Raw genomic sequence first — 25556 nt, forward strand, 5'->3', positions numbered from 1 at the left:
GTAGTTATTCAGATAACACTCTCCAACCTATGTCTTTCCTGTAGAACATTCCATCAAAGTGTATCTTTTCTACCCTAGCATATGCTATATTAAGTGCTTGCTTTAGGTTATCACTTATTCCAACCACATTCAAGACTCTTCCCCCATTCGTTATCAAGTTTCCATTAGCCAAGGTTGTTCCTGCATGGAATACTACTACATCATCGTTTTCAGATAGGTCTCCACTTATTTTCATACCTTTTTCATAGTCTCCAGGGTATCCATTTGAAGCGAGGACAACACACCCAGCAAACTTTTCATACATCTCAAACTTTACCTTCTTTAGAAGCCCCTCAGCAGTAGCAGAAGCAACATCATAAAAGTCAGTTTTCATAATAGGTAAGATGACCTGTGCTTCAGGGTCTCCAAACCTACAATTAAATTCCAAAACATAAGGCTCATCATTCTTATCAATCATAAGACCACAGTATAATACTCCTTTGTAGGTTATGCCTTCTTTAGCGAGTCCTTCTATTGTAGGATATACTATCTTTTTCATTATCTTATCAACTAATTCTTTTGATACGAATGGAACAGGAGCATAAGCACCCATGCCACCCGTATTTGGACCTCTGTCCCCATCAAATGCCCTTTTATGGTCTTGCGCAGTTGATAAGAACTTCACATCTTCACCATCTGTTATTACAAAAGCGCTTAATTCATACCCTTCAAGTTTCTTCTCTATTACAACTTTCTTGCTAGTTGATGAAAATTTATCCTTAAGGAATATTTCTTCAAGGAATGAAATTCCTTCTTCAAGGCTTGACGGAACTACAACACCTTTCCCTCCAGCAAGCCCGTCAAACTTTATTACCCAATCAGGATGCTTCTCAAAAAAAACCTTCGCACTCTCAAAATCCTCAAACACTTCAAAATCCGCAGTTGGGACTCTATTCTTCTTCATAAGAAGTTTTGCAAAAACTTTACTACCTTCCAATCTACTCGCACCTGAATTTGGACCAAACGCTTTTATTCCTTTACTTGTGAGTATATCAACGATACCGTCAACCAACGGTGCTTCAGGACCTATCACAACAAGGTCTACTTTTCTCTCTTTTATGAAACTAACCAGTTCGTTGAAAGGATACTTCAGAGATATTGAAACATTCTCTGATATACTTTGCGTTCCACCATTACCAGGAACACAGAATAGTTTAGTTGTATTTAAAGATTTACTTAACTTCCAAGCAAGAGCATGTTCTCTACCACCACTTCCTATAACACAAACATTCATACTTAAACCCCCTCTTGATAGTATCCAAATTGAAAACAGTTATGAAAGTGCTATAGTTATAACAAGTTTTGATATGTCTATTAGATCCTTTATGTATATAAATTCTTCTGTTGAGTGTGGGTTTCGCATTCCGCAGGATATATTGAGTGTCTGGAATCCTCTAGAGTTCAAGATATTAGCATCACTACCACCTCTAGTTACGGTAAGATTGGGCTTGACACCAATCTTGTAGCAAGCATCAACGAACCTTTTAACAACTTCGGACTGGGGGTCTATATCAAATCCATCGTAAAGCTTCTCGTATGAAAACTTAACATCGCCAGAAAATTTATTCTTTGTTTCTATGCAGAGTTTCTGTATTTTATCCAGTTCTTCCCTAATCCTCTCTTCTTTGAAACTCCTGACCTCACCTTCAAAGACGACATTATCAGGAACTATGTTTGTAGCCTTACCACCTTTAATCTCACCTATGTTAAAAACAGTATCCTTATCTAGAAGTCCAGTATCAAGCCTGTCAATAATGTAGGATGCCATCTTTATAGCGTTTATACCTTTATCTGGGTCAATACCTGCGTGAGATGATTTGCCTATACATTCAACCTTGAACCTGTAGTGTGTTGAACCCTTTATTATAGCATTACCTACGTCATCGTGAGAGTCTATACAATACCCGTATTCTGCTTTAACATTTGACAGGTCAAGATGCTTTACTCCAACAAGCCCTATCTCTTCCGCAGAAGTTATGATGAGGTAGATATCTCCATACCTAGCAGTAGGTTCTTCTCTCAAATGGTATGCGAGTTCTAGAATTGCCGATATACCTGCTTTGTCATCAGAAGCAAGTATGGTAGTTCCATCAGACTTTATAACTCCTCCCTCCTCATCAACAATAGGATTTATGTTCTTTGAAGGTTCAACGGTATCAGCATGCGAGCAGAAGAAGATAGGTTTCTTGGTTTTATCGTTTCCTTCTATAAACCCTATCATATTCTTAACCTTACCATCTACCTGTATCTCAGATATCACTCCAAGTTCCCTAAACTTTCTTGAAAGGTATTCAAATACGAAATCTTCCATCAATGGAGGACTGTATATCTTAACGAGTTCAATGAAGTTTGAAATCACTCTTCTAGCATCCATAGTTCGGAATTATAAACTCCTCTTAAGATAGCCTTCAAAAAGAAGTGATAAAGGCATTGAGTCATAAAATTTGGCTACAACTATTTTTTAGGGTATCCTTTGAGAGATAATGGCCTATAATTTTTACCACTAATTTCAATTTAACCTTGGATTAGTAGCGCCAGAGATCCTTTAAAATTTTTCAAACTACTATGTGTCCTGTGATAGAATTTTAGATCTTGCTACTCGTTTTCACCAATTCTAGACTTACCAAGATTGAATGTAATATAATTCCCTTGTCTGGTTATCAGGATAAAAAGGCAAAGTTTGTTTATGAATGTTTTTAAGACTTACTATACATACTTTTTCGTTCTTGTAATACTGATAGCACTATTCAATATTTTCTTTAATCTTTGGGAACTACCTGTTCAAGAGTGGGATGAAGCAAGACACGGTGTGAATGCTTATGAAATGCTAACAAACGGGATACTTTCAGCGAACCATTACAGAGGACAACCAGATTACTGGAATCTCAAGCCACCTCTTGGGACTTGGTTAATAGCATTATCATTCTCTATCTTTGGTTTAAATCCTTTTGGTTTAAGATTTTTCTCTGCGTTTTTCGGATTTCTAACAATTGTAATAACTACTCTCTATGCCAAAAGGAAGTTCGGACCTGAAGTCTCAATACTTTCTGGCTTTATCCTAGCAACCTGTTTTTCATTCATACATGTCCATGGAGCAAGGACTGGAGATTTTGATGCTATACTAACATTCTTAGTTCTACTTTCAGTAATTACATCAGAAAGAGCAAGGGATAACAAAAATTACCTTTACCTTACTGCTATACTATTCTCACTTGCATTCCTCCTAAAAAGTTTCGCAAGTGTTATGGTTGCTCTGGTAATATTACTATCATTCTTGCTTAACAGAATGTATCTGAAGATGAAAATATATGACTATATTCTACTACCTATTGTGTCTATCACACCGATAGTTGCATGGGGCCTTGCTAGATTTAACTTTGATGGAACTACATTTTTTGAAAAGATGATAGGATATGACCTTGTCTTAAGAGGAACAAAAACGTTAGAGGGGCATCAGTCATCTCCTTTATTCTATCTAGAACCTATCGTATTAAAGTTTTTACCTTGGTCAATATTACTACTCGTATCTCCATTTTACAAACTCAAAATTATATTCAACAGGGAATCCAAAATTCCTTTCAGGTTGGAATATAGGAACGAAGTCTTTAGAGACACTACTGTAGTGATATATTTACTCTCTGTTATGCTGCCTGCCTTGCTAGTAAGCACCAAAACTGAATGGTATGTAATGCCAATATTTCCTATACTCTCAATAATTACAGGATGGTTTATTTTTGAAATACTCAGGGCAAGCAAAGAAGGAGTAGTTAGAATACCTATTAGATCTTTGGTAACAACTTTAATCATTATATCCATTTTTGCAGAAATAGTTATCATAACTCAAACACTAAACCCTTTCTTGAGAGTAGCTCAAAACGGTAGCGGTAGTATTGATAAATTTATAGAAGAAACAAACCTTCAGAAGATACTAGTCTCAAGGTATATTCCTAAAAACTCAACTGTTGGCTTTGTAGATATACCATTATCACAATCATACTACTTTCTATCAAGAGTTGTTGGAAATTACGAACTTGTCAGTGTAAGTAAAGATGATGCCTTTTCAAGTAAAGGATTGTATGTTATCAACTCTAGGATGATCAACAACATAAGCAAAGAATTTATCATCATTGATAGTGTTGGCGACTGGCGCTTGGTGAGTAATGTGTCATTTAAGCACTGAACGAAACAGAATTTGAAAAACTTTAACTTATAATATATACTGAATCTTATGTTGTTAGTTTTAAGAAACTCTAGAGTAGAAGGACTTGGATATATAGAAAACTCTCTACGAAAATACACTATAAGGTTTGAATACTTTGACACCGATAAACTAACAGGGGATTACAAAAGTTTTATAAACCTTGACAAATATTCGGGTCTTATCGTTCTAGGAGGACCTCAATCGGTGTATGAAGAGTATAAATATCCATACCTATCAGAAGTTAAGAAGATATTAGATAAGTTCATAACTAGCCGTAAGCCTGTGCTTGGGATATGTCTAGGGTCTCAACTTATTGCTAATGTACTTGGAGCAAGGGTTTATAAAGGAGACAAAGGTGAAGAGATAGGATGGTATGATGTTAAGATAACTGGTGATGGTCTAAAGGATAGAGTATTCTCAAAGTATTATCCAAATATGAAGGTTTTTCAGTGGCACGGAGATACATTTGACCTACCAAGAGACGCAGTAAGAATAGCAACTTCTGATAACTACCTTAATCAAGCATTTACATACAACAAGAACGTCTATGCGCTTCAGTTCCACATTGAAACTACACTTGAAGATGCTAAAACTTGGATCAAGTTATCAGACTTCTCCAAAGAGAAAGAAGAAAGCATTCTAAGCAACTATGAACAAAACTTTGAGAAAATTAAGAATATAAACGACGAGATAGTGTGGTATTTGTTTGTGAATAATGTATGGTAGATAGAACACCTACCCTGGTTAGCAGAATAGAACAGATCATCAATATTGCTTCATTCATTGAAAGTTTTTCGGATCTTTTCATAGTTGATCAAGACAATAAAGTAATATCCATCAAGTCTTCAGGAAACATAAATTATGAACATCTTATCAGTGTATTCAAACAGACCAGAGAGGATTTCTTCAAGTTCAAGATACCATTTCTTTGTGAAACCATAAATGGGTTCAGGTTTATCTCTTACTACTTCAGGAGTAGAAACTCCGAATTAGCTCTGATTGGCATAAATAGAAATGAGGAACTATTTTTGGGAGATTTATCTACTTTCAAACTACTCGTGATGAATATCAAAGATATATTTGACACGGTTGAAACGACAGCAAGTGTAATTAGCGAATTTAGAGAAGTAGAGTCAATACTCTCATTCTACAAATCAATAACTGCACCTCTCAATAGAGAACTCTTCCTAGCGTATATTATTGACAACATTATAGCAGAACTCGGAGCAGAAGTAGGAAGCATCGTGATACTTGATAAAAATTATGATATTATTTCAGGCTTCTATCTAGGATTGGAAGAAAGCATAACTAAAAAACTGATTGTAAAAGCAATACAGATAGGACATCTGGAAGAACCAGTAATAGCAAGCGCTAACGACAAGCAAGAACTGCTCTCACAAGACGATAAAAAGCTGGAAAACCTCATAATATACCCTATTAGATTTGAGAAAGAAGTTGTAGGAGCAGTTATACTAGCCAACAAAAGACTAGGTATAGATTATAAGCCGTTCAACGAAAACGATGTTTCAAAACTCAAAATATTAATAAACCCAGTAGGAGTAGTAGTAAAGAACTATGTAATGTATAAAGAACTATTCTTTCTGAACCAGTTAAGCAACAAAATACTACTGAACATCACAAGTATAATAGCAATAACAGGGGATGATGGAAGGATAAAGTATATAAATAAGACTGAGCTCAAAGAACTAGTTGAAGATATTATCAAATCCATCAAAGAGAAAGATGCTCAAAAACTCCAAAGTGTTGGAGTAGAAGTTGAAGTTAAAAATAGTTTCTACGAAGTTAAAGCACAGCCTATCTACGAAGAAACAGGTTCTGTTTCCGAAATACTATGGACAATAGAAGATGTAACCTACAAGAAAGAGATAACTAAAAGATATGTTCTTTCTGAGAAGATGAATGTTATCTCTGAAATAGTGTCCGGGATAGCTCACGAGATAAGAAATCCTCTAACCTCAATAAGTGGTTTCATTGAACTACTAAAGTCAAGAAAAGATGATCAAAAATTCATAGACAAGTTTATAGAAGTAACATCAAAGGACATTGAAAGAATAATAAACCTACTTAATAGTTTCATAAGATTTTCAAGACCTATAAATTACGAAATATCGGAAGTGTCTCTAAAATCGCTAGTAAATGAATCAATTGACGTATTACTATACCAGATCAATCAGAAACATATAAAGGTTATCAACAAATTAGACGATAACGCTGTTGTCAAAGCAAACTATAGTCTTCTACTTCAAGTATTCACAAACATTATTCTCAATTCAATTCAGGCAATAGAACACAAGTCTGGTATTATTGAGATAGGATATTCGGAATACTTTGATAACAACACTAACTATTTGGCCGTTTATGTAAAAGATAATGGTGTAGGAATACCAAAAGAGATACAAGATAGAATATTTGACCCCTTTTTCACAACCAAACCGAAAGGAACTGGTTTAGGATTATCCATCTGCCAAAAGATAGTTATGGATCATGGTGGATTTATAAAAGTTAAAAGCGAAGAAGGAGAGGGAACAACCGTAATGATATTCATACCAATTGAGAGAGTTGCTTCAGGTTCTTTGAAATAGCATTCAATTCCCGATTATAATAGTTTTATGATAAGAAGGTTAAGAAAAAGCAAATCAATAAGAGATTTGGTAGCGGAAGCGGAACTGTCACCTAATGACTTCGTTATGCCTCTCTTCGTCATAGAAGGAGAGAATATAGTTCAAGAAATAGAAACCTTTCCTGAAGTTCGCAGATATAGTGTTGATAGACTGATTGAAGAAGTTAAAGTTTTGAGGGATAAGGAGATAAAAAGCGTTCTACTTTTTGGTGTTATTGATGAGATTAAAAAGGATGATATTGCATCCTACTCATACAAAGAAGATAATGTTGTGTGTAAAGCAATAAGAGAGATAAAAAACAAATTTGATGATGTTGTTGTTATTGCCGATGTGTGTGTTTGTGGATACACTACTCATGGTCATTGTGGTATTTGGAACGGAGACTGGGTTGATAACAACAAAACACTTGAAGTTCTATCACTTTCTGCACTAAACTATGCGAGAGCAGGAGTAGATATAGTAGCTCCTTCGGCGATGATGGACCATCAAGTCAAAGCGATAAGGAAGACTCTGGATGAGAACGGATTTGAAAGAACTCTCATAATGTCATACTCTGCTAAATACTCATCTAGCTTCTACGGACCTTTCAGAGATATAGTGGGTTCATCTCCAAAATTCAGTGATAGAAAGACCTACCAGATGGACTACCGAAACATAAGACAAGCACTAGAGGAGGTAAGACAGGACATAGAGGAAGGGGCAGATATAGTTATGGTTAAGCCGGCACTTTCTTACCTTGATGTGATAAGAGAAATAAGGAATAATTTCAACGTTCCACTCGCCGCTTACAATGTAAGCGGTGAATACTCTATGGTTAAGGTAGCATCCAAAAACGGGATATTCAATGAAAAAGATATTGCGATGGAAATACTATACTCAATAAAGAGAGCAGGTGCAGATATAATAATATCATACTGGGCTAAAGATGTTCCAGACTGGCTATAAAAACTATGAAGAACAACTTCTTTAGATCAAACCTAGAAGCATTCGAGAACTCAAAAGAGTATATACCAGGCGGTGTCTCATCACCAGTAAGGTCATTCTACCAAGTTGGTGGTATTCCTATCTTCGTATCCAAAGCAAAGGGTTCAAAAATACATGACATAGAAGGTAAAACCTACATTGACTACATAATGTCTTGGGGTGCTCTGATACTAGGACATTCCTACAGAAAAGTTATAAACACTGTAAAAAAATATATCCACAGGGGGACAAGTTATGGACTTCCAACCGAGGTTGAGTATGCTCTAGCAAAAACAATATCGGAACTCATACCATCGGTTGATATGGTAAGGTTCGTAAGTTCAGGAACCGAAGCTTGTATGAGTGCTGTAAGACTCGCAAGAGGTTTCACAGGTAAAAGTAAGATTATCAAGTTTGAAGGATGTTATCATGGACACGCTGACTACTTCCTTGTCTCCGCAGGATCTGGTGTTGCTAACATACCAACATCAACAAGCAAAGGTGTTCCAAGTTCATTAATCCAAGACAGTATAATACTACCTTTCAACGATGAAGATGCATTCCTCAAAACTATTGATAAAGAAAAAGATATAGCGTGTGTGATAATTGAACCTATACCTGCGAATATGGGTGTTGTGATACCGAAAGATGGGTTCCTGAAACTTATAAGGGATGTATGTAGCAACAGAGGTATAATACTTATATTTGACGAGGTAATAACTGGGTTTAGGTTCGGGGTATGTGGAGTTCAGGAGTTATTAGGTATAAAACCTGACCTTACCTGTCTAGGTAAGATAGTAGGTGGGGGATTCCCTCTCGCATGTTTTGGAGGTAGAAGAGATATAATGTCTTTACTCGCACCACTTGGTGATGTATATCAAGCAGGTACTCTGTCAGGTAATCCAATAGCAGTAATAGCAGGACTTACAACACTATCTATTCTCAAAACGATGGATTATTCATACTTGGAAAAAATAGCTAATATGCTGGTTCAAGTAGTCAAGGATATATCTAGAAGCATAAACGCAGGAAAGATAAAATTAGTAGTAAATCAGTTCAAAAGTCTATTCTCAATATTCTTCAGTGAGAAGGATCACATAACAAACTTTACCGACGTCAAATCCTCAAGCAAAGAACTATACTCAAAACTATTCCACAACTTACTCAAAAGAGGTATTCTAATACCTCCTTCACTATTTGAAGGATGGTTCGTTTCATTCGCACATACACAAAAAGATATAGAACTAACCATATCTGCTTTACATTCAGCGATAAAAGAGACTTTTGAATAAGACTTGCTTCTATAAAAGGATATAATATTTTCTAACGAAATCCCGAGTAATCCTGTTAAAGTTTATTTGAACTCTAAACTTCCTATACTTCAACTCACTGTTAAACAATATAAGCAATTCAAGAACAAATTATCTTCCCAAATTCTGCTCAAACTATTTTAAATGTTTGATTAATGTTTAGAACTCAAAATACTGCTTCAGTGAGAAGTATCTATCGCCTGCGTCTGGAAGGATTGTTAGTATTTTCTTACCTTTTCCGAGTCTCTTTGCCAGTTTGAGTGAAGCGAAGATATTAGCACCTGAAGATATACCGGCAAATATACCTTCACCTACTGCGAGAGCTTGAGTTGTTTTATATGCATCCATATCCGAAACTCTCACAACCTCATCTATTATTGAGGTATCCAATATAGGTGGTATGAAGCCAGCACCGATACCCTGAATCCTGTGAAATCCCGGCTTACCACCACTTAACACAGGTGATCCTTCAGGTTCAACAGCAAAAATTTTTACATTCGGGCACTCTCTTTTTAGAACTCTACCTACACCTGTTATCGTTCCACCAGTTCCAACACCTACAACAAAAGCATCTATCTCGCACCCCATAGTCTCAACTATCTCTCTAGCAGTTGTCTCCTCGTGTATTCTTGGGTTTGCAGAGTTTGAGAATTGATCTAACATTACAGAATTAGGTATCTTGTTGAGTAAATCCTTAGCCTTTCGTATTGCACCTTCCATACCTAACTCCCCCGGAGTAACTATAACTTCTGCTCCATAATTCTCCATTATATAAACTCTCTCTAGACAAAGTGTTTCAGGAACAACCAATATACACCTATATCCCTTCACGCTTGCTATTAACGATAATGCAATACCAGTATTACCACTCGTTGCTTCAACTATAACCGAACCATCTTTCAATATCCCAGACCTTTCGGCATCTTCTATCATAGCCATAGCAACCCTATCCTTCACAGAACCACCCGGAGACATAAACTCTAACTTCGCATAAACACTAGCCATGCTTTCATCAACTAACTTCCTTATCTCAACTATGGGCGTGTTGAAAAATAAATCTAGTATGCTTCCACTAACATAAACTCCAGACTTCTTCAAACTACTCAAACTACCCCTAACTTCACTACCTACTACTTTCATAGTAAATATTTTAAACAATTTCTTTGAATTTTTCAAATTTTTCTTTTTTCAATTTTTGCTTTTCTATTCCCCAGGTGCTAAAGAAATGTTTAAGAATATAAATTTTCACTTCACAACAGAAAGATTCTTTTTTCAGCATTGCGAATACCAACAGATCTAACTAAAGGTACTAAACATCAATGCTTCAAAAGATATTTGACCTTGCTAATGATACTATCAGTTTCATCGTTAATGTATTCTACCGTATCTACCTTTATTATCTTATCAGGGTTTGAAAGGAAATTCCTCTTGAACGCTATAAACTTCTGCCAATAATACTTATTAACATAATACACCAATTTATCTTCTAGATCACTATAAGGAGTATCAAAAACAATCTTTCTCCTACTGTCAATCTTTAGAAGGAAAGAAAACTTTCTAATATCGCTGTTTCTTATCTGTATCGCAAGAGAACCTTGTAGTGGATGAGTATCAAACACTTTTGTATCAAGTATTTCTGAAATCCTGTTCGTAAGTCCAAGTCTTTTCAGTGCTATTGTTGCCATAATTACACCATCATATTCACCACTGTCAAGTTTAGCAAGCCTCTCCTCTATATTTCCTCTTATATCTTTTGTTATGAGGTCTGGTCTTAAGGATCTTATCTGTTCTATCCTTCTCCTACTTGATACACCTATTACAGATCCCTTCGGGAGTGTTGAAAGGGTATAACCTTTTAGGTCTTCCCTTACAACCAAGCAATCAGTTCTATCCTCTGATGAAGTCAGTGCTATCGTTATTATACCGTCTTTGTGTATATCTGGTAGGTCTTTAGCGCTATGGACTGCTATATCAATCTCATGGTCAATAAGAGCTTGCTCAATTAGGTCAGTAAAAAAATCACTTCCTTCTATCTTGTAAATAGGAGTATTTTTATCAATATCACCAGTAGTATTGTAATACTTAATATCAAATCTTATTCTCAAGGAAGGAACCTTCTCTAGAAGTTTATTTATAAACTCCTCAACCTGCTTTTTCGCCAGGTTGCTACCACGACTACCTATAACAACATTCCTCTTCATAAGATCACACTTAATGCCCTCCATAAACTTGCTCACCTCAACGCTAATTATCTTTCTTGAACTTTCAAACATTTCCTCTCTATGAGACAAATTATGATTCCTCTCGTCATTCAAGTTATCAATATTATATACAACAATATTGGGTTTTAAATTTTCAATCATAACATTTCTAGGAACCGAAAGGTCAAATATCAGAATCTTTGATATTCTATTTGTAAAGAAAGTATCATCAACAATCTTAAAAGGACAACTAGTAGCAGTTATCAAAACATCTGAACTATCAATCAAATACCTAACATCCTCAAAATTACAATACTTAATAGAAAACTTTTTTGATATTTCAACTGCTCTCTCCAGATGCCTAGTTGAAGCAATAGTTATATCTTTCGTCAATGCCCTCAAATACTTCAACAAGTGTAAGGCTATTTCACCTGTGCCTATTAGCAATACTCTAGGAGCTTCAAAATTTTCTGAGATTCTACTTCGGACTATGCTACCTAGAGATACTTTACTTGATATAGGAATACTGCTTCTGATTTTACCAGATACGAATAATGCTCTCTGAAAGAGTTTGTTCAAGAAATATCCTGTTCTCCCAATCCCCAAGGAATAGTAATAACTTTTCTTGACTTGATCGTGAATCTGACATTCACCAATAAACTTGGAATCTATTCCACTCACAACCCTAAAAAGATGATCAATAGCATCTTCAGAGGTTATGAAATAAAAATACTTCCTATCACTAGGTAGAATGTTGAATGTCTTGAATAGATAATCTTTAACAGATTCCAAACTTAACTTCTCGTTCAAATATCCATACACCTCAAACCTATTACAAGTTGGTATTATAACTACCTCATCCATAATAGTTAGCCTTCGGTAGTATTCCTCAAGAAGAGAGGAAGTAGCGAAGTATCTCTCTCTTATATCAATTCTTGCCGTCTTATGACTAATACCAAAAACTAGATACATATTTATCTAAACCTCTTTTCTCACCACTACTCTATAAACATCACCACTCTTTTCTATGCTAAGAACCTGATGCCCATCCTGCTCAAGGCTCTTTGGGACATTCCTAATAGGCTCACCATCATCAAGAAACATCTCAAGAACTTCACCTATCTTCATCTCACTTAACTTTATCTTTGCCTTCACATAGTTGAAAGGACATTTCACACCTTTAAGGTCAAGCGTATGAACATCCATACAACTCCTCCTCTTCAGATCTAATCTTTAGTCAAAAATTTTAAAAAAATACTTTTTTGAAAATCAATTTTTTTATAACGAAAAATTTGAAAATGTCAAAGATATGATTTATAATACTTTACAACATTTAAGGAGGTAAGGATTATGGTTCAAGAGTATCTTGACATATTTGACATACACAAGGGAGTGGATATAGAAGCGGAGATAATGGAGATAGAGGATGTAATCCAGAGGTTTTTATCAGGCAGGTTAAGTCCTGAAAAGTTTTTATCATTCAGGCTAACACACGGAATATACGGTGTTAGGCACTACCCCGAAGGTATGCACATGGTTAGAATAAAGTTACCACAGGGTATAATAAACTCTGATCAGTTACGAGCAACTGCGCTTATGGTTGAAAACTACGCTGGAAGCGGTGTTGCACACATAACAACGAGGCAAGATTTACAACTACACTATGTTAAACTTGAGAATATACCTTCTTTATTTAGGGACATGGCTAGGGTAGGACTTACATCAAAAGAAGCTTGCGGCAATACGGTTAGAAACATTACAGCATCACCTTTTACGGGAATATCTAAAGATGAAGTTTTTGATGTATTACCTTACGCTATGTATATGACTAGGTATTTCTTAAGACATCCTCTGACACTTACGCTACCTAGGAAGTTTAAGATAGCATGGTCTGAGTCGGAAAAGGACTGGGGAATGGTAAAGATACACGATATGGGGTTCGTTGCTCAGAAGAGAGTTATTGATGGTAAGGAAGTAAAGGGATTTAAGTTTTATGTTGGTGGTGGTTTAGGTGCTATACCTATGCCTGCTCATTTACTTACGGACTTCATAGATACAGAGAATGTCTATTACCTTGCGGAGGCGGTTATAAGGGTCTTCCACAGAGAGGGTGAAAGAAAGTTGAGGAGTAAAGCAAGGATAAAGTTTCTTGTAGCGAGGTTAGGAGTAGAAGAGTTTAAAAAGCGTGTATTTGAAGAGTATGAGAGAGTGAAGAGACATATCAATATAAAGGAAGATTTAGAAAGGTATATTCAGAACTTCCCACATCCAGCACCATTTGTTAACGGCAGAGAAGGCGGTAAGAAGGTTCAAAATGTTAGTCCGTCCGAAGTAGAAAAGTATCAAAACCTCAAGAATACTCCAGAATATTCAAACTGGTTATCAAATGACGTTTATGAACAAAGACAGGAAGGATACAGTGCAGTTATGATAAGAGTTCCACTTGGTAACCTTAAGCCTGATGATCTGAGGTTCATTGCCAGATTATCTGAAGACTACGGTGCTGGTTATGCAGTAGCAACTCAAAGACAAGACATACTCTTGCCTTGGGTCAAGAACGAACTACTCGTTGGTGTATTCGGAAGTCTTAAGGAGCATGGGTTTATAACACAATCCACCTTGCCGCTGATAACATCCTGCCCTGGAGCATACTCCTGTAAACTAGCAGTTACATATCCATATAACCTTGCTGAAGCGATAGCAAATGAAGTAAATGACCTTATGGGGGTTAGGATAAATATCTCCGGTTGTCCAAACTCTTGCGGACAACATCATATAGGTGATATCGGATTTTCAGGAAATGCATTAGAGAACCAGGATGGAGTTATACCTCACTATCTTATGTATGTTGGTGGATACCCCTATGAAGAAACTGGTATAATAGGGAATGCTCTTGTGAAGATACCTTCAAAGAATGTTCCAAAGGTTGTAGATAGAATGCTAACGATATACAAAAATGAGAGACAAGATTCTGAAAGTTTTAGAGATTTTATAAAAAGAATAGGTATTGACAGAGTAAGGAAGGAGATAGCAGAATACACTAAAGTGGCATCCAAAAGTGAAAATCCTGAATTGTATAGAGACTGGGGACAGAATAGAGATTTCGCTATAGAAGCGGCAAAGAGAGGTGAATGTGCAGGAAGTCTTCTTGATATAATCTCAATATCAATATTTGAAGCATTGCGAGAGGTATACGAAGCAGAAGGAGACCTACAGGATGAAGATTATCAGACGGTTATTCAAAAGTCGTTCAACGCTGTAGTAGGTTGTTGTAAAGCACTACTCTACCTCAAAGGACTTGAACTGCAAGAACCACTAGAAATACTCCAAAAGTATAAGGAACTTATCATACCAGACAGGATACTACCAAAAGTATATGATACGATCGCAGATGAAGCAGTTGAATGGATGAAGAATATTTCCAAGTTTGATAAGGAGACAACCGAAAAGGTATTTGACAAAGTATCACTATTCCTTAAAGATGTAGATAAGGCATTCTTGAGGCTTACTCCTGAACTGAAGATAGAAGCGCTCAAGAACTCTGATGATGACGATAAGATGGGTTAGCATTAAGGTATTTTTCTAACTCTCTACTAGTTTTTGGACCTATACATCTTATTTCTTTATCAAGAGGTATGTAACCATACCTCCTTACAAAGTTTCTCACTGTTGAAGGCGAAGTGAATATTATCGTATCAATGAGCGAAAAGTCAATATCTGGTAGGTTATCTGGCATAATGTTTCTGTAAGCGTAGCACTCCTCTACATAAAATCCGAGCTTACTAAATCCATCACCTAATCCTTTGTCCGAAAGGTCAGACCTTGGGAGAAATATCTTACCTCTCGGCACATTTTTGAATACTTCAAGTAATCCTTCTGAAGATTCTTCAGTCGGGACTAGTTCTGCTATCACACCATAGTTTTTGAGTGCATTTGAAGTTGAAGCCCCAATCGCTGCTATCTTCACTCCACTCAACACTCTTGTATCCATCTTAAGGTTGTAAAGTGTCTTGAAAAAATAATAGACCCCATATCTACTACAAAAGACAACCCAATCAAACTCTTTATTTGCTACTCTCTTTATGTAACTCTCAAGTTCTGAGTAATCCTCAAGAGGCACTATCCTAACCATAGGAAGATGAAATATTATACCATCCTCAAAGAACCTTTCTTCAGATATACCAGTGAATAGTATTTTTTTCTGAGATTTATACCAATTGAGTTGCTCCTCATATCTTATAACATCACCTATTATAAAGATTGTAGGAGGAGTTATCTTATGCTCTATAACATCCTTCTGTATATTACCCAGATTAGATACAATATATCTCTGATCAAGTCTTGAGATATTCCTGATTGCCAAAACTGGTGTATCTGGAGAAAGTTTTGATACATTCATCAGATTTTCTGCTATCTCACCGATCCTCTCAACGCTCATATACAAAACAAGTGTTTCTCTACTACTTATTTTCTCCCAGTCAATGAATGATATTCTTTTATCTTGAGACTCATGTCCTGTTATAAATGCTACTTTTGGAGCAAACTCTCTACTTGTTAGAGAGATTCCTAACATACACGCAGCCGCAGTTCCAGCAGTGACACCAGGAACAACCCTGTACTCAATACCATTATCCTTGAGTATTTTCTCCTCCTCATGAAGTCTCCCGAAGATAGAAGGATCACCTCCCTTGAGTCTTACTACCTTCTTACCTTCCCTTACCCTAGAAATTATGAAATCACACAATCCTCTTATCCTATCTAGCGAGTGATCCTTTGAAAACGTTTCAGCACAGATTTTCTCACAATTATCCTTACAATACTCCAAGACATCCTCGCCACACAAATAGTCATAAACAACGACATCACACTGTGAGAGAATCTTAGCACCCTTCACGGTTATCAGGTTTTTATCCCCGGGACCACTACCAACTATATACACTATTCCTTTCATTCATCTCCTCCTCCGAAATGATAATATCTCTCAAACTATCTATACTATCATCCAAAACATTCTCAACCTCAAAAGTAAATTCCAACATACCGTCCAATTTAGAAGGGATACAAAAACTATTAAACTTACTCCTAACTATTTTAGGTAGGCTATCCATAAAGCTAGATATAATCCTACGGAAATGAGAGATAAAACGATCCTCTTCACGATTCTCAACCTTCTTTAGAACTCTGTATAAAATTAGTTGCACATCAAACATCTTCAGATAAATCTCATCTAGCTTACTACCTCTCCTAACAGGTGGGTTCAAAGCAACGATACCATCAGTCAAAGTATGTTTAGATGTTGATATAATTGTTTCAAAGACTCTCTTCTTAAGTTCAACTTTCTTTTGTGATACAAAATCTTGAAAACTAATACCCGATGCCTTATATGCATCAATTATGGTTTTGATTATATGAGGAGTTTGGTTTGGAAGAGATTTTGAAAATGCTCTACCTATTGGTAGTTTATTCTTACCGTATCCGCCGAAAGTTATTACATTCCAAACCTTTATCCTACCCCTAAACTCGGATATGGTGAATACACCTATATCTCCTATGTGATGATGACCCGAAGAGTTAGGACAACCAGAAATATTTATTCTCAAAGCAGTATCCTTTACTTCCTCTCTTACCATTTCAGACAGAAGTTTTGAGTTCAGTATAGCGATATTACACGAATAAGTTCCAGTGCAGGATACTATGTTCTGATCTTCCAAGTTCAAAACTCCAACATTCAAAAGTTCAAGTAAGCTTCTGATCTCATTCTCTTTATTCTTATGCAGATTGGGAACTATCAAATTTTGTCTATTACCTACAATTAACCTACCATCACCATAGTTTTTGGATAAGAAGCAAAAAATCTTCAAAAGATCACTTTCTACATCGCCGTTATCAACCACACTCTCAACGAAAAACATATCTTCCTGCTTCTGTTGAACAAACTTCACAAAAGATTTCTTATCAACTTTCTTCATTCTAATAGTATCTCCATTACTACTATCACCTAAAAGGTTAAAGTAAGTAGTTGTATCTTCAAGAAGAGCAATATCTTTAAAATACTTTTCGGACTCATTCACAACATAGTCTCTCCCTTTCGCTACAATCAACCTTTTAGCCCTTACCTTACCAAAATCAACTAAACACAAAACAAGACTTACGACTCTCTTTACAGCGTTAAGGATATCTTCAAATTCAAAGAGTAAGTCACCCTTTCTAGGAACTTCTCCTAAACTTCCTCCAAAAAATATTTCAAAACCTTGAGTTTTATTATGAACCTTTGCAATTAGCCCAACATCGCTTATTAGAGCAAGACCTAAATCTTCATCAGAATCTGATATACCTATTCTAAACTTTGGATGTAGGTTAGAGGGGGAAACGTAGTTTGAAAGAGTTTTTTCAAGAAGAATAGCAATATCAAGAACATCAAACACTCCCAACTTATTTATACCAGTGAGATAACTTACGTTTATGAAATCTGATATTCCAGTCTCAAAAGGAAAGAGACCAATTGTGTTGAGGTCTTTAAGAATCCCTAAAAGTTGATCTGGTGGTATATTCTGGAGTTCAATATTCTGTTTAGTAGTTAAATGTATGAAACTTACTTTTGTTAGATCCACCATCTTATATATCTTCTCTGAACTAAATACACCAAACTTGGATGGTATTCTTACTGTAAAGGTTTTGTTCTTTTCGTTTGGAAGTATCTTATACCTTCTCAAAGTTTTGGAGAGTTCTTCAAAGGATATCTCACCACTTATGAAATTATTTATTTTGGATAATATACTCTGTATCATATCAACCCCAACGATGAGAATAAATGGCACATAAGGTATGTTGTGATTGTTGGGAGTATAGTTGAGAATGTCCAGACTATGAGTATCTTTTTAGTTAGTGGGCTTTTGAGAGAGTATAGGTGTGAGATCTCTTTCTTCACAGTGCTTACTGCTATTATGGATGAAGCAACAACTATCACAGTAGGAAACGGTAATCCTATGAGTGAAGATAGGACAGTAAATGTTGAACTAACTATTGACACAATAGATGCAGATACTACACCCATAGGAACTATCTCATCTCCAACAGTTTTTATAACTCTTTTACCCATAAGCAAAGCACCTAGTCCGAAAAGGAGAGAGAATAGTATAAACCCTTCAAACTCTCCCATAATATCAGTAGCAGCCACAGGTCCTACCACATTTGATACATTATTCGTTCCTATTGAGAATGCGTTGTATATTGATGTTACTAGAACTAGTATAAATAAAAACTCTTTCTTATTAAGCAATTTCTCATAAACCCATAGGTTTGAATACCTTGGAGGATAGAACAGTTTTGTTAGGAAGAAAGTTGAGAAGTATGTTAGCACGAACGAAGATATAAACACGACCAATGATAAGATAAAGGTATTCCAATACACATTCCACAGGTATAACCCTGCACCAAGAAAAGATGTCATGATTATTATACTTGTAGATGATGGAACCTTGAGAAGGTTTGATACGAATAGGTTAACCCCAGCCGAAAAGAGTATTATAACAACGAGCCACTTTTTCGTTGAAAGCACTTCTTTTGGTATAATCTTTGAGGATAGTGTTTTAGCAACCTCTCCTCCTACAAATACTGCACCAATGAGCAAAAATACCGTGAATAATAACATACACATTAGTAGTCCAACTCTCTTGGTTGAGTATAGAGTGGCAAATGAAACTGAAAACCCGCTAGCCCCCATAGATATTGCCCAAAGCGATGAGACAAGAAATAGAGATAGTTCCCACAAAAAGTTATCCATTTATGATTATACCTCCTGCAACAGTGCTGTTATTAACTTCATTTACGAGTATGAAACAACCAGTCCATCGGTAGTCGGAGTAGTAATCATAGCATATAGGTTGTGCTGTTTTTATTAATAGTTTTGCTATTTCATTAACCCCTATCTCTTTTTGCTCTACCTCTTCAAGAGTGTTGATGTCAATCTTATTTACTATCTCTTTCACAACACACTTTGTAGTATTACTGCCGTTCATAAGTAAAAACTTTTCTCCCTCTGTAAGTTTCTTCCTATCGTCCATCCAGAATATGTAAGACACAAATTCGTTGCTAACAATTGGCTCTTCACCCTCTCTCACGATATAAGCACCTCTGGATATGTCTATATCATCTTCTAGGTGGATTATACAGTTATATGGAGAGCTTATTTCTGAAACATCTTTTAAGTTTGACTCAATTTTTGTAATTCTAGTTGTGAAACCTTCGGGTAAGATAACAACCCTATCTCCTACTCTATATGTTCCAGATAGAACTCTTCCCGCATATCCTCTGTAATCGTAAAGACCATCCGAACTACTCGGTTTCATAACATACTGGACCTGAAACCTAGTCTTATCAAAATCTTCATATTCAATCTCAATATTCTCAAGGAATTCCATAACCGTAGGTCCTTCATACCAAGGCATATTCTCTGATTTCACAACAACATTATCACCCAAGTAGGCACTAACAGGTATAACTGTTATGTAATGTTTATCAACCTTTTTAAAAAAGTTGATGATGTCCGAAGATACTCTATCAAAGACTTCTTTACTGTATCCTACTATATCCATCTTATTAACACAGACGAGCAGATGTGGTATCTCAAGTAGTGATGAAATAATTATGTGTCTTTTTGTCTGCTCTGTAAGTCCATTTCTAGCATCAACTATTATGATACCCAAATCACAAGATGAAGCACCTGTTATCATATTCCTAGTGTATTGGAAGTGACCTGGAGTATCAACGAGTATAAACTTTCTCTTAGGAGTAGAGAAATATTTGTATGCAACATCTATGGTTATGCCTTGTTCTCTCTCCGCCTTTAATCCATCGGTTATCAGCGCCAAATCTATCTCGGCATTTGGTGGTCTATTACCTCTCCTTGAAAGTGCCTCAATTAAATCAGAGGATATAGCGCCGCTATCATACAGAAGCCTACCTATGAGAGTGCTTTTACCATCATCAACATTACCACAAGTGAAGAATTTCAAAACTTCAACCATCGCAACACCCCCTAAAAGTATCCAATCTTCTTTCTATCTTCCATAGCGGTTTCTGAAATGGTATCATCAAGTCTAGTTGCTCCTCGCTCGCTTATGTTCGTGGATATGAGTTCTTGTATTATCTTCTCAACAGTATCCGCATCACTCTCAATAGCAGCAGTGCAAGTCATATCTCCAACAGTTCTAAACCTTACTTTCTTATTCACTATCTTGTCCTCAGGATCAATCCTAATAAAAGGTGATACAGCAACTAACCTGCCCTTGTAGTATATACAATCCCTGTAATGTGCGAAGTATATTGATGGTAGTTTAATGTTCTCCCTCAAGATGTAGTTCCATATATCAAGTTCAGTCCAATTACTCAAAGGAAAAACTCTAACGTTTTCTCCCTTCTTTATTCTACCATTTAGTATGTGCCAGAGTTCTGGTCTCTGTCTTTTAGGATCCCACTGTCCAAACTCATCTCTTACTGAAAATATCCTCTCTTTAGCTCTTGCCTTCTCTTCTTCTCTCCTAGCACCCCCTATACAAGCGTCAAACTCAAACTCCTGTATCGTGTCTAATAGTGTGTATGTCTGTAAAACATTCCTACTGGGAAGTTTTCCTGTAGCATCATCAATACCTTTTTGCTTTATCGTATCCTCAACATACCTAACGATCAATGTTTCACCTATCTCCTTCACAAGATTGTCTCTGAATTCAATAGCTTCTGGAAAGTTATGTCCTGTGTCTATATGAACGAGTGGATAAGGAAACTTTCCAGGTCTGAAAGCTTTAAGTGAAAGATGAACTAGAACGATTGAGTCTTTACCACCAGAAAATAAAAGCGCAGGTCTTTGAAATTGACCTGCAACCTCTCTCAAGATATATATAGCCTCAGCTTCTAGATAGTCAAGATAGTCAATATTCCTCTTCATACTCACCTCTCAAAAATTAGAATTTCTTTACGTGTATCCCACATTCCTTGTGCTCTGGTGCTTCCCACCACCATCTACCTGCTCTTATGTCTTCTGTCTTCTTAATAGGTCTAGTGCAAGGAGCACAACCTATACTAGCATAGCCCTTGTCATAAAGCGCGTTGTAAGGAATTTTGTTCTCCTTGATGTAATCCCATACCATTTTCTCCGACCAATCAGCTAAAGGATTTATCTTATATATGTTGTTATGAATAACATCAATCTCTAATTTCTTTATATCCTTCCTCGTTACAGACTGTTCTCTACGAAGCCCAGTAATCCAAGCTTCCAGTCCCTCCAACGCTCTCTTGAGAGGTCTAACTTTTCTAATCTCACAACACAACTCTCTCTTCTCAACACTCTCATAGAACAAGTTCATACCATAATTATTGACCATCTCCTCAACTTCCCTATAGTCAGGAAAATAAACTTTTACCTTAATACCATACTTCTCTCTTACTCTATCAATCACTTCATAAGTCTCACTTGGCAACCTTCCTGTGTCAATCGTAAAAACATTAGGTTCTATACCTACTTTATTACAAACCTTAACCAAAACATCTATTATCACAACATCCTCTGCACTAAAACTTGAGGATAGCCCAACCTTATTCCCAAACTGCTTAACTGCCCAGTCAATTATTTTTTCAGCATCGTAAATTTCCACATCTTCAGGAACTAATATTCCCATAACTCTCCTCTATGTAAAAAATTTTATAACAAAAAATTACATTTTTTCAAATTTTTTTAAATTAAAACAAACAACTTGAAGTATATCTATCTTCTTGATTTGCTAAGCGAAAATCAATTATCATAATACTACAAAACTAAGGAGGTATGGGTATGGCGATTCACTACACCGAGTTAGGGTTTTACAATACAAAGGTGATGTTCAAACATGCGTATCAGAAAGGTTTTGCAGTTCCTGCTTACAACTTCAACAATATGGAGCAATTACAGGCAATACTTACCGCTTGTGTGTTAACGCAGTCTCCAGTTATACTCCAAGTTTCCAAAGGTGCTAGGCAATATGCTAACCAAACTCTACTAAGGTACCTCGGTAAAGGTGCTGTTGAGTTTGCAAAGGATCTTGCTGCTAGTAAAGGTCTAGGTGAAATACCTATCGCACTACATTTAGACCATGGAGACTCTTTTGAACTGGCAAAAGATTGTATTGATAATGGCTTTTCATCTGTTATGATAGATGGTTCGCATTTACCTTATGAAGAGAACGTGGCAATAACAAAAAAAGTTGTTGAATACGCTCATCAGTTTGATGTTAGCGTTGAAGGTGAATTAGGAATACTTGCTGGAGTAGAAGAAGAAGTATCAGCAGAGAAGTCAATCTACACAGATCCCGATCAAGCAGCTGACTTTGTTGAGAAAACAGGTGTTGACTCACTCGCTATCTCAATAGGAACGAGTCATGGTGCGTATAAGTTTAAGGTTAAGCCTGGACAAGAAATACCACCTCTACGACTTGACATTCTTGAGAAAATCAAAGAAAAGATACCAGGATTCCCTATCGTTTTGCACGGTGCTTCATCGGTTATGCCTCTGTATGTTGATATGATAAACAAATACGGTGGTAAGATGGAGGATACCGCGGGAGTAAGAGAAGATCAGATTCAAAAAGCAGTTCAATCCGCTGTGTGTAAAGTCAACATAGACTCAGACGCAAGGCTTGTGATGACTGCAATCATAAGGAAACAGTTATATGAAAACCCTGGTGAATTTGACCCAAGAAAATACCTGGGTCCAGCAAGAGAAGAAATGATAAAACTATACTCCTACAAGAATGAAAAAGTTCTGTTCAGTGCAGGCAAAGCACCAGATATAATGAAAGAACTAAAAGGTTAAAACTAATAAAACTACAACGAACTCCTATACATATATAGGTAGTATTCTTACGGTTAAATCTACAGAGTATTTCGTCTATAACAGTAGAGGTTAATATAAGAAGTCAATTTTTCATACACTCGTTAGAGTGTAGGTTTGCAAGTACGCATATAAAATCCCGGAAACTTATTTCGTTGGTTTTATTACTTTAAACCTAACTAGTCTCACATTCCTCCATAACAGATACCTTTAAAGAATACAACTAGAATATCCTTATAGAAGGAGATTTTGGAACACTAATACAAACAATTTCTTCATTCTTTATCACACTAAATATATCTCTAAAATTTGACACCTGACTACATTTGGCTATCAATTATTCTTATATTCTCTAAAACTTTTCTTCTTCTAGGGTCGTTAGGAAGAAGTATGTTCAATAACTTTGTATAGTCATCTCTAGCCTTTAGTAGTTCTCCAAGTTCATAATACACTCTAGCCCTAGCGAAGAGAGAAGAAACATTATTTGGCTCTAAATTTAACACATAATTCAAATGTTCTAGCGCTGAACCATACTCGCCTTTCTCTATCTTAACTATCGCTAGAGAATATCTGGCATCAAAGTAATCAGGGTTCATTTTTAGCGACTTTTGAAGGTTGATTTCTGCCCTATCTATGTAGTTCTTTATCTGTTCCTTATCCTCAAGGGTTTTTGATAATTGAAACAGAGATAGTCCTATCATAAAGTATAAGTTGGCATCTGTAGGAAGGAAGTTAAGAGCCTTCTGTGAGTTCTCAATTGCAAGTCCCCACATATCCCTCATAAAATACTGTCTTGCTAAATTCTTGTAGATTTGAGCCCTATACACATCCAGTTCAACTGCGTCAATAACCAACTGTAGCTCCCTTCTACCGAGTTCTAATACCTTTATCGCCTCCCCCCTTTTGTTTTGATCAATCAACTCAGTTGCACGATCTTTAACTGCTTTTTGAGGTGTATTCACAAGTCCTAACTGATAACCTACAAAGAATGTAAAACTACATAGCAAGATTACACCTATCGCAATCAAACCACCTCTAACCATAAATCTATTATACTCCACTACTCAACTAGGAATCAAATGTATATCCCATTCTTACTAGGAAGAAAACTCTTCTGTATTTTTGTATTGTGTGCTTATAAGAAAAAGAAGATTCAAAACGTAAATCCGAAAGGAATTCTGAATCAATAAACTAATTCTTTTGCTGAATGTGTAAATTTAGAATGTTCTTTAATTTATTTTTTTGGTTAAAAGCAACGAAATTTTGGTATTTCTATTTATCAAAAAAGCACAAAAGAGTTTTATAATACTTCCATATGGGCATACTAAGTGTTAGAGACCTAAGCATCATACACAAGAAGACAAACAAAACCATAGTCAGAGACATCAACTTTGACCTTGAACAAAATGAGATACTAGGTATAGTTGGAGAGAGTGGCTCTGGTAAGAGTATCACGATGCACTCAATACTAGGATTAAGTCATGAAAGTTTGGATGTCAAAGGTAGAATAGTATTTGAAGGCACTGATCTAGCCGAAACTAACCAGTTTGATGTTGTCAGAGGTAGTAAGATTGGTATTATATTTCAAGACCCTTTGAATGCTTTAAATCCTATCCTGAGGATTGAAGAACAATTGAGGATACTATGTCAGTCTCATAGTTTGGATTATTCAAGTGTAAAAAAAGAAATATACGAAATATTTGACAGGATAGGAATACATCACCAGGATAGAGTGCTAAAGAGTTTTCCACACCAGTTGAGTGGAGGAATGCTTCAAAGAGTGGTTATATCGTTCGTATTACTACTCAAGCCAAAGGTTATAATAGCGGACGAACCAACAACCTCACTGGATGTGAGCGTTCAGAAGGAGATAATAAACATTCTCAAAGAGATACGAGACGAATATGGTATATCAATAATATTCATAACACACGATTTGCTTCTAGCGAAAGATATTTGCGATAGGGTAATAATTATGTATTCAGGTTATATAGTTGAGGAAGGTAGAAAAGAAGATATATTCAATAATCCTCTCCATCCATACACAAAAGGCTTGATACTCTCTGTTCCTGATGTGAATAGAAAGCTAGAGAGCCTTCCTTTCATTCCCGGGAGAGTTCCACACTTTTTGGAGATTGGTGTAGGATGTCCGTTTGCGAATAGATGTCATCTAGTTGAGGAAGTTTGCTACTCTGATGTTCCTAGACTTGAGAGAATTGAAAGTAGTAAGGTCAGATGCTTCGTTGTTATGAAAAAAACTGCTACTAAAATTTAAGGATACAAATTCTCTCACTTCTTATAGAAATCTAAATCTGATACTATTTATAATCTACCGAAACT

Annotated in this window: 20 protein-coding genes; 8 read left to right on the forward strand and 12 right to left on the reverse strand. The window is 36.1% G+C overall.

All coding sequences use genetic code 11. From position 1 onward, the window contains the following. Window positions 1–4: 4 nt before the first annotated feature. Window positions 5–1273, reverse strand: a complete 1269-nt coding sequence (purD, locus tag NZ579_05355) for a phosphoribosylamine--glycine ligase (GenBank protein MCS7299365.1) — start codon at window positions 1271–1273, stop codon at window positions 5–7. A gap of 39 nt (window positions 1274–1312) precedes the next feature. After that, the gene (locus tag NZ579_05360; protein ID MCS7299366.1) at window positions 1313–2413 is read right to left on the reverse strand and encodes a M20/M25/M40 family metallo-hydrolase; all 1101 of its coding nucleotides are present in this window, start codon (window positions 2411–2413) and stop codon (window positions 1313–1315) included. Window positions 2414–2725: 312 nt separating this feature from the next. Between NZ579_05360 and NZ579_05365 the strand changes: the two genes are divergently transcribed. Genes NZ579_05365 through hemL form a run of 5 tightly spaced genes read left to right on the forward strand, consistent with a single transcriptional unit; the run spans window position 2726 to window position 9137 of the window. Next, window positions 2726–4219, forward strand: coding sequence for a glycosyltransferase family 39 protein (locus NZ579_05365; GenBank protein MCS7299367.1), 1494 nt, complete (start codon window positions 2726–2728; stop codon window positions 4217–4219). A 48-nt stretch (window positions 4220–4267) separates the two neighbouring features. Then, entirely contained in the window at window positions 4268–4966 is a 699-nt protein-coding gene (locus tag NZ579_05370) for a type 1 glutamine amidotransferase (protein ID MCS7299368.1), read from the forward strand. Beyond that, window positions 4960–6843 (forward strand): ATP-binding protein, encoded by a 1884-nt coding sequence (locus NZ579_05375; GenBank protein MCS7299369.1) that lies wholly within the window; start codon window positions 4960–4962, stop codon window positions 6841–6843. The genes NZ579_05370 and NZ579_05375 overlap by 7 nt, the downstream gene beginning before the upstream one ends. Before the next feature lie 27 nt (window positions 6844–6870). After that, entirely contained in the window at window positions 6871–7827 is a 957-nt protein-coding gene (hemB, locus tag NZ579_05380; GenBank protein ID MCS7299370.1) for a porphobilinogen synthase, read from the forward strand. Window positions 7828–7832: 5 nt separating this feature from the next. Beyond that, window positions 7833–9137 (forward strand): glutamate-1-semialdehyde 2,1-aminomutase, encoded by a 1305-nt coding sequence (gene hemL, locus NZ579_05385; protein MCS7299371.1) that lies wholly within the window; start codon window positions 7833–7835, stop codon window positions 9135–9137. A gap of 177 nt (window positions 9138–9314) precedes the next feature. Here the strand turns inward: hemL and cysK are convergent, their stop codons facing one another. From cysK to NZ579_05400, 3 genes are all read right to left on the reverse strand, one after another. Further along, entirely contained in the window at window positions 9315–10295 is a 981-nt protein-coding gene (cysK, locus tag NZ579_05390; GenBank protein ID MCS7299372.1) for a cysteine synthase A, read from the reverse strand. Window positions 10296–10471: 176 nt separating this feature from the next. Beyond that, window positions 10472–12328 carry a glutamyl-tRNA reductase gene (gene hemA, locus NZ579_05395; protein MCS7299373.1) on the reverse strand — a complete coding sequence of 619 codons (1857 nt, stop codon included), beginning with the start codon at window positions 12326–12328 and terminating at the stop codon, window positions 10472–10474. A 6-nt stretch (window positions 12329–12334) separates the two neighbouring features. Next, on the reverse strand, window positions 12335–12562 hold the full coding sequence (locus NZ579_05400; GenBank protein MCS7299374.1) for a sulfurtransferase TusA family protein: 228 nt from the start codon (window positions 12560–12562) through the stop codon (window positions 12335–12337). Window positions 12563–12706: 144 nt separating this feature from the next. Here NZ579_05400 and NZ579_05405 point away from each other — a divergent pair, with 144 nt between their 5' ends. Further along, window positions 12707–14923 (forward strand): nitrite/sulfite reductase, encoded by a 2217-nt coding sequence (locus NZ579_05405; GenBank protein ID MCS7299375.1) that lies wholly within the window; start codon window positions 12707–12709, stop codon window positions 14921–14923. On the opposite strand, the gene cobA is transcribed toward NZ579_05405, so the two are convergent. The 6 genes from cobA to NZ579_05435 are packed head-to-tail and all read right to left on the reverse strand — an operon-like array spanning window position 14889 to window position 22029. Continuing rightward, window positions 14889–16307 (reverse strand): uroporphyrinogen-III C-methyltransferase, encoded by a 1419-nt coding sequence (gene cobA, locus NZ579_05410; GenBank protein ID MCS7299376.1) that lies wholly within the window; start codon window positions 16305–16307, stop codon window positions 14889–14891. The genes NZ579_05405 and cobA overlap by 35 nt on opposite strands. Further along, window positions 16279–18144 carry a hypothetical protein gene (locus tag NZ579_05415; GenBank protein MCS7299377.1) on the reverse strand — a complete coding sequence of 622 codons (1866 nt, stop codon included), beginning with the start codon at window positions 18142–18144 and terminating at the stop codon, window positions 16279–16281. The genes cobA and NZ579_05415 overlap by 29 nt, the downstream gene beginning before the upstream one ends. Then, the gene (locus NZ579_05420; GenBank protein ID MCS7299378.1) at window positions 18141–19139 is read right to left on the reverse strand and encodes an inorganic phosphate transporter; all 999 of its coding nucleotides are present in this window, start codon (window positions 19137–19139) and stop codon (window positions 18141–18143) included. The genes NZ579_05415 and NZ579_05420 overlap by 4 nt, the downstream gene beginning before the upstream one ends. Continuing rightward, on the reverse strand, window positions 19132–20382 hold the full coding sequence (locus NZ579_05425; protein MCS7299379.1) for a GTP-binding protein: 1251 nt from the start codon (window positions 20380–20382) through the stop codon (window positions 19132–19134). Before NZ579_05425 ends, NZ579_05420 begins: the two co-directional genes overlap by 8 nt. Before the next feature lie 11 nt (window positions 20383–20393). Next, window positions 20394–21299 (reverse strand): sulfate adenylyltransferase subunit CysD, encoded by a 906-nt coding sequence (gene cysD, locus NZ579_05430; GenBank protein MCS7299380.1) that lies wholly within the window; start codon window positions 21297–21299, stop codon window positions 20394–20396. 16 nt (window positions 21300–21315) lie between these two features. Then, the gene (locus NZ579_05435; protein ID MCS7299381.1) at window positions 21316–22029 is read right to left on the reverse strand and encodes a phosphoadenylyl-sulfate reductase; all 714 of its coding nucleotides are present in this window, start codon (window positions 22027–22029) and stop codon (window positions 21316–21318) included. Between the two features lie 152 nt (window positions 22030–22181). On the opposite strand from NZ579_05435, the gene NZ579_05440 reads away from it, so the two are divergent. Continuing rightward, entirely contained in the window at window positions 22182–23198 is a 1017-nt protein-coding gene (locus tag NZ579_05440) for a class II fructose-1,6-bisphosphate aldolase (protein ID MCS7299382.1), read from the forward strand. Between the two features lie 338 nt (window positions 23199–23536). On the opposite strand, the gene NZ579_05445 is transcribed toward NZ579_05440, so the two are convergent. After that, complete coding sequence (locus NZ579_05445; protein MCS7299383.1) at window positions 23537–24259, reverse strand: hypothetical protein; 723 nt, start codon at window positions 24257–24259, stop codon at window positions 23537–23539. A 272-nt stretch (window positions 24260–24531) separates the two neighbouring features. Between NZ579_05445 and NZ579_05450 the strand changes: the two genes are divergently transcribed. Next, entirely contained in the window at window positions 24532–25491 is a 960-nt protein-coding gene (locus tag NZ579_05450) for an ABC transporter ATP-binding protein (protein ID MCS7299384.1), read from the forward strand. The last annotated feature ends 65 nt before the right edge of the window (window positions 25492–25556 follow it).

It is taken from the genome of Spirochaetota bacterium (genome assembly GCA_025061835.1).
GTDB lineage: Bacteria > Spirochaetota > Brevinematia > DTOW01 > DTOW01 > SKYB106.

Bases quoted from the DNA above. Each gene is read 5' to 3' on its own strand.
- cysD (MCS7299380.1), bottom strand. From the start codon at position 21,299: ATGAAGAGGAATATTGACTATCTTGACTATCTAGAAGCTGAGGCTATA.
- cobA (MCS7299376.1), bottom strand. From the start codon at position 16,307: ATGAAAGGAATAGTGTATATAGTTGGTAGTGGTCCCGGGGATAAAAAC.
- purD (MCS7299365.1), bottom strand. From the start codon at position 1,273: ATGAATGTTTGTGTTATAGGAAGTGGTGGTAGAGAACATGCTCTTGCT.
- NZ579_05440 (MCS7299382.1), top strand. From the start codon at position 22,182: ATGGCGATTCACTACACCGAGTTAGGGTTTTACAATACAAAGGTGATG.
- NZ579_05425 (MCS7299379.1), bottom strand. From the start codon at position 20,382: ATGGTTGAAGTTTTGAAATTCTTCACTTGTGGTAATGTTGATGATGGT.
- NZ579_05450 (MCS7299384.1), top strand. From the start codon at position 24,532: ATGGGCATACTAAGTGTTAGAGACCTAAGCATCATACACAAGAAGACA.
- NZ579_05405 (MCS7299375.1), top strand. From the start codon at position 12,707: ATGGTTCAAGAGTATCTTGACATATTTGACATACACAAGGGAGTGGAT.
- NZ579_05365 (MCS7299367.1), top strand. From the start codon at position 2,726: ATGAATGTTTTTAAGACTTACTATACATACTTTTTCGTTCTTGTAATA.
- NZ579_05445 (MCS7299383.1), bottom strand. From the start codon at position 24,259: ATGGTTAGAGGTGGTTTGATTGCGATAGGTGTAATCTTGCTATGTAGT.
- NZ579_05370 (MCS7299368.1), top strand. From the start codon at position 4,268: ATGTTGTTAGTTTTAAGAAACTCTAGAGTAGAAGGACTTGGATATATA.
- hemA (MCS7299373.1), bottom strand. From the start codon at position 12,328: ATGTATCTAGTTTTTGGTATTAGTCATAAGACGGCAAGAATTGATATA.
- NZ579_05375 (MCS7299369.1), top strand. From the start codon at position 4,960: ATGGTAGATAGAACACCTACCCTGGTTAGCAGAATAGAACAGATCATC.
- NZ579_05435 (MCS7299381.1), bottom strand. From the start codon at position 22,029: ATGGGAATATTAGTTCCTGAAGATGTGGAAATTTACGATGCTGAAAAA.
- NZ579_05420 (MCS7299378.1), bottom strand. From the start codon at position 19,139: ATGGATAACTTTTTGTGGGAACTATCTCTATTTCTTGTCTCATCGCTT.
- hemL (MCS7299371.1), top strand. From the start codon at position 7,833: ATGAAGAACAACTTCTTTAGATCAAACCTAGAAGCATTCGAGAACTCA.
- NZ579_05360 (MCS7299366.1), bottom strand. From the start codon at position 2,413: ATGGATGCTAGAAGAGTGATTTCAAACTTCATTGAACTCGTTAAGATA.
- NZ579_05415 (MCS7299377.1), bottom strand. From the start codon at position 18,144: ATGATACAGAGTATATTATCCAAAATAAATAATTTCATAAGTGGTGAG.
- hemB (MCS7299370.1), top strand. From the start codon at position 6,871: ATGATAAGAAGGTTAAGAAAAAGCAAATCAATAAGAGATTTGGTAGCG.
- NZ579_05400 (MCS7299374.1), bottom strand. From the start codon at position 12,562: ATGGATGTTCATACGCTTGACCTTAAAGGTGTGAAATGTCCTTTCAAC.
- cysK (MCS7299372.1), bottom strand. From the start codon at position 10,295: ATGAAAGTAGTAGGTAGTGAAGTTAGGGGTAGTTTGAGTAGTTTGAAG.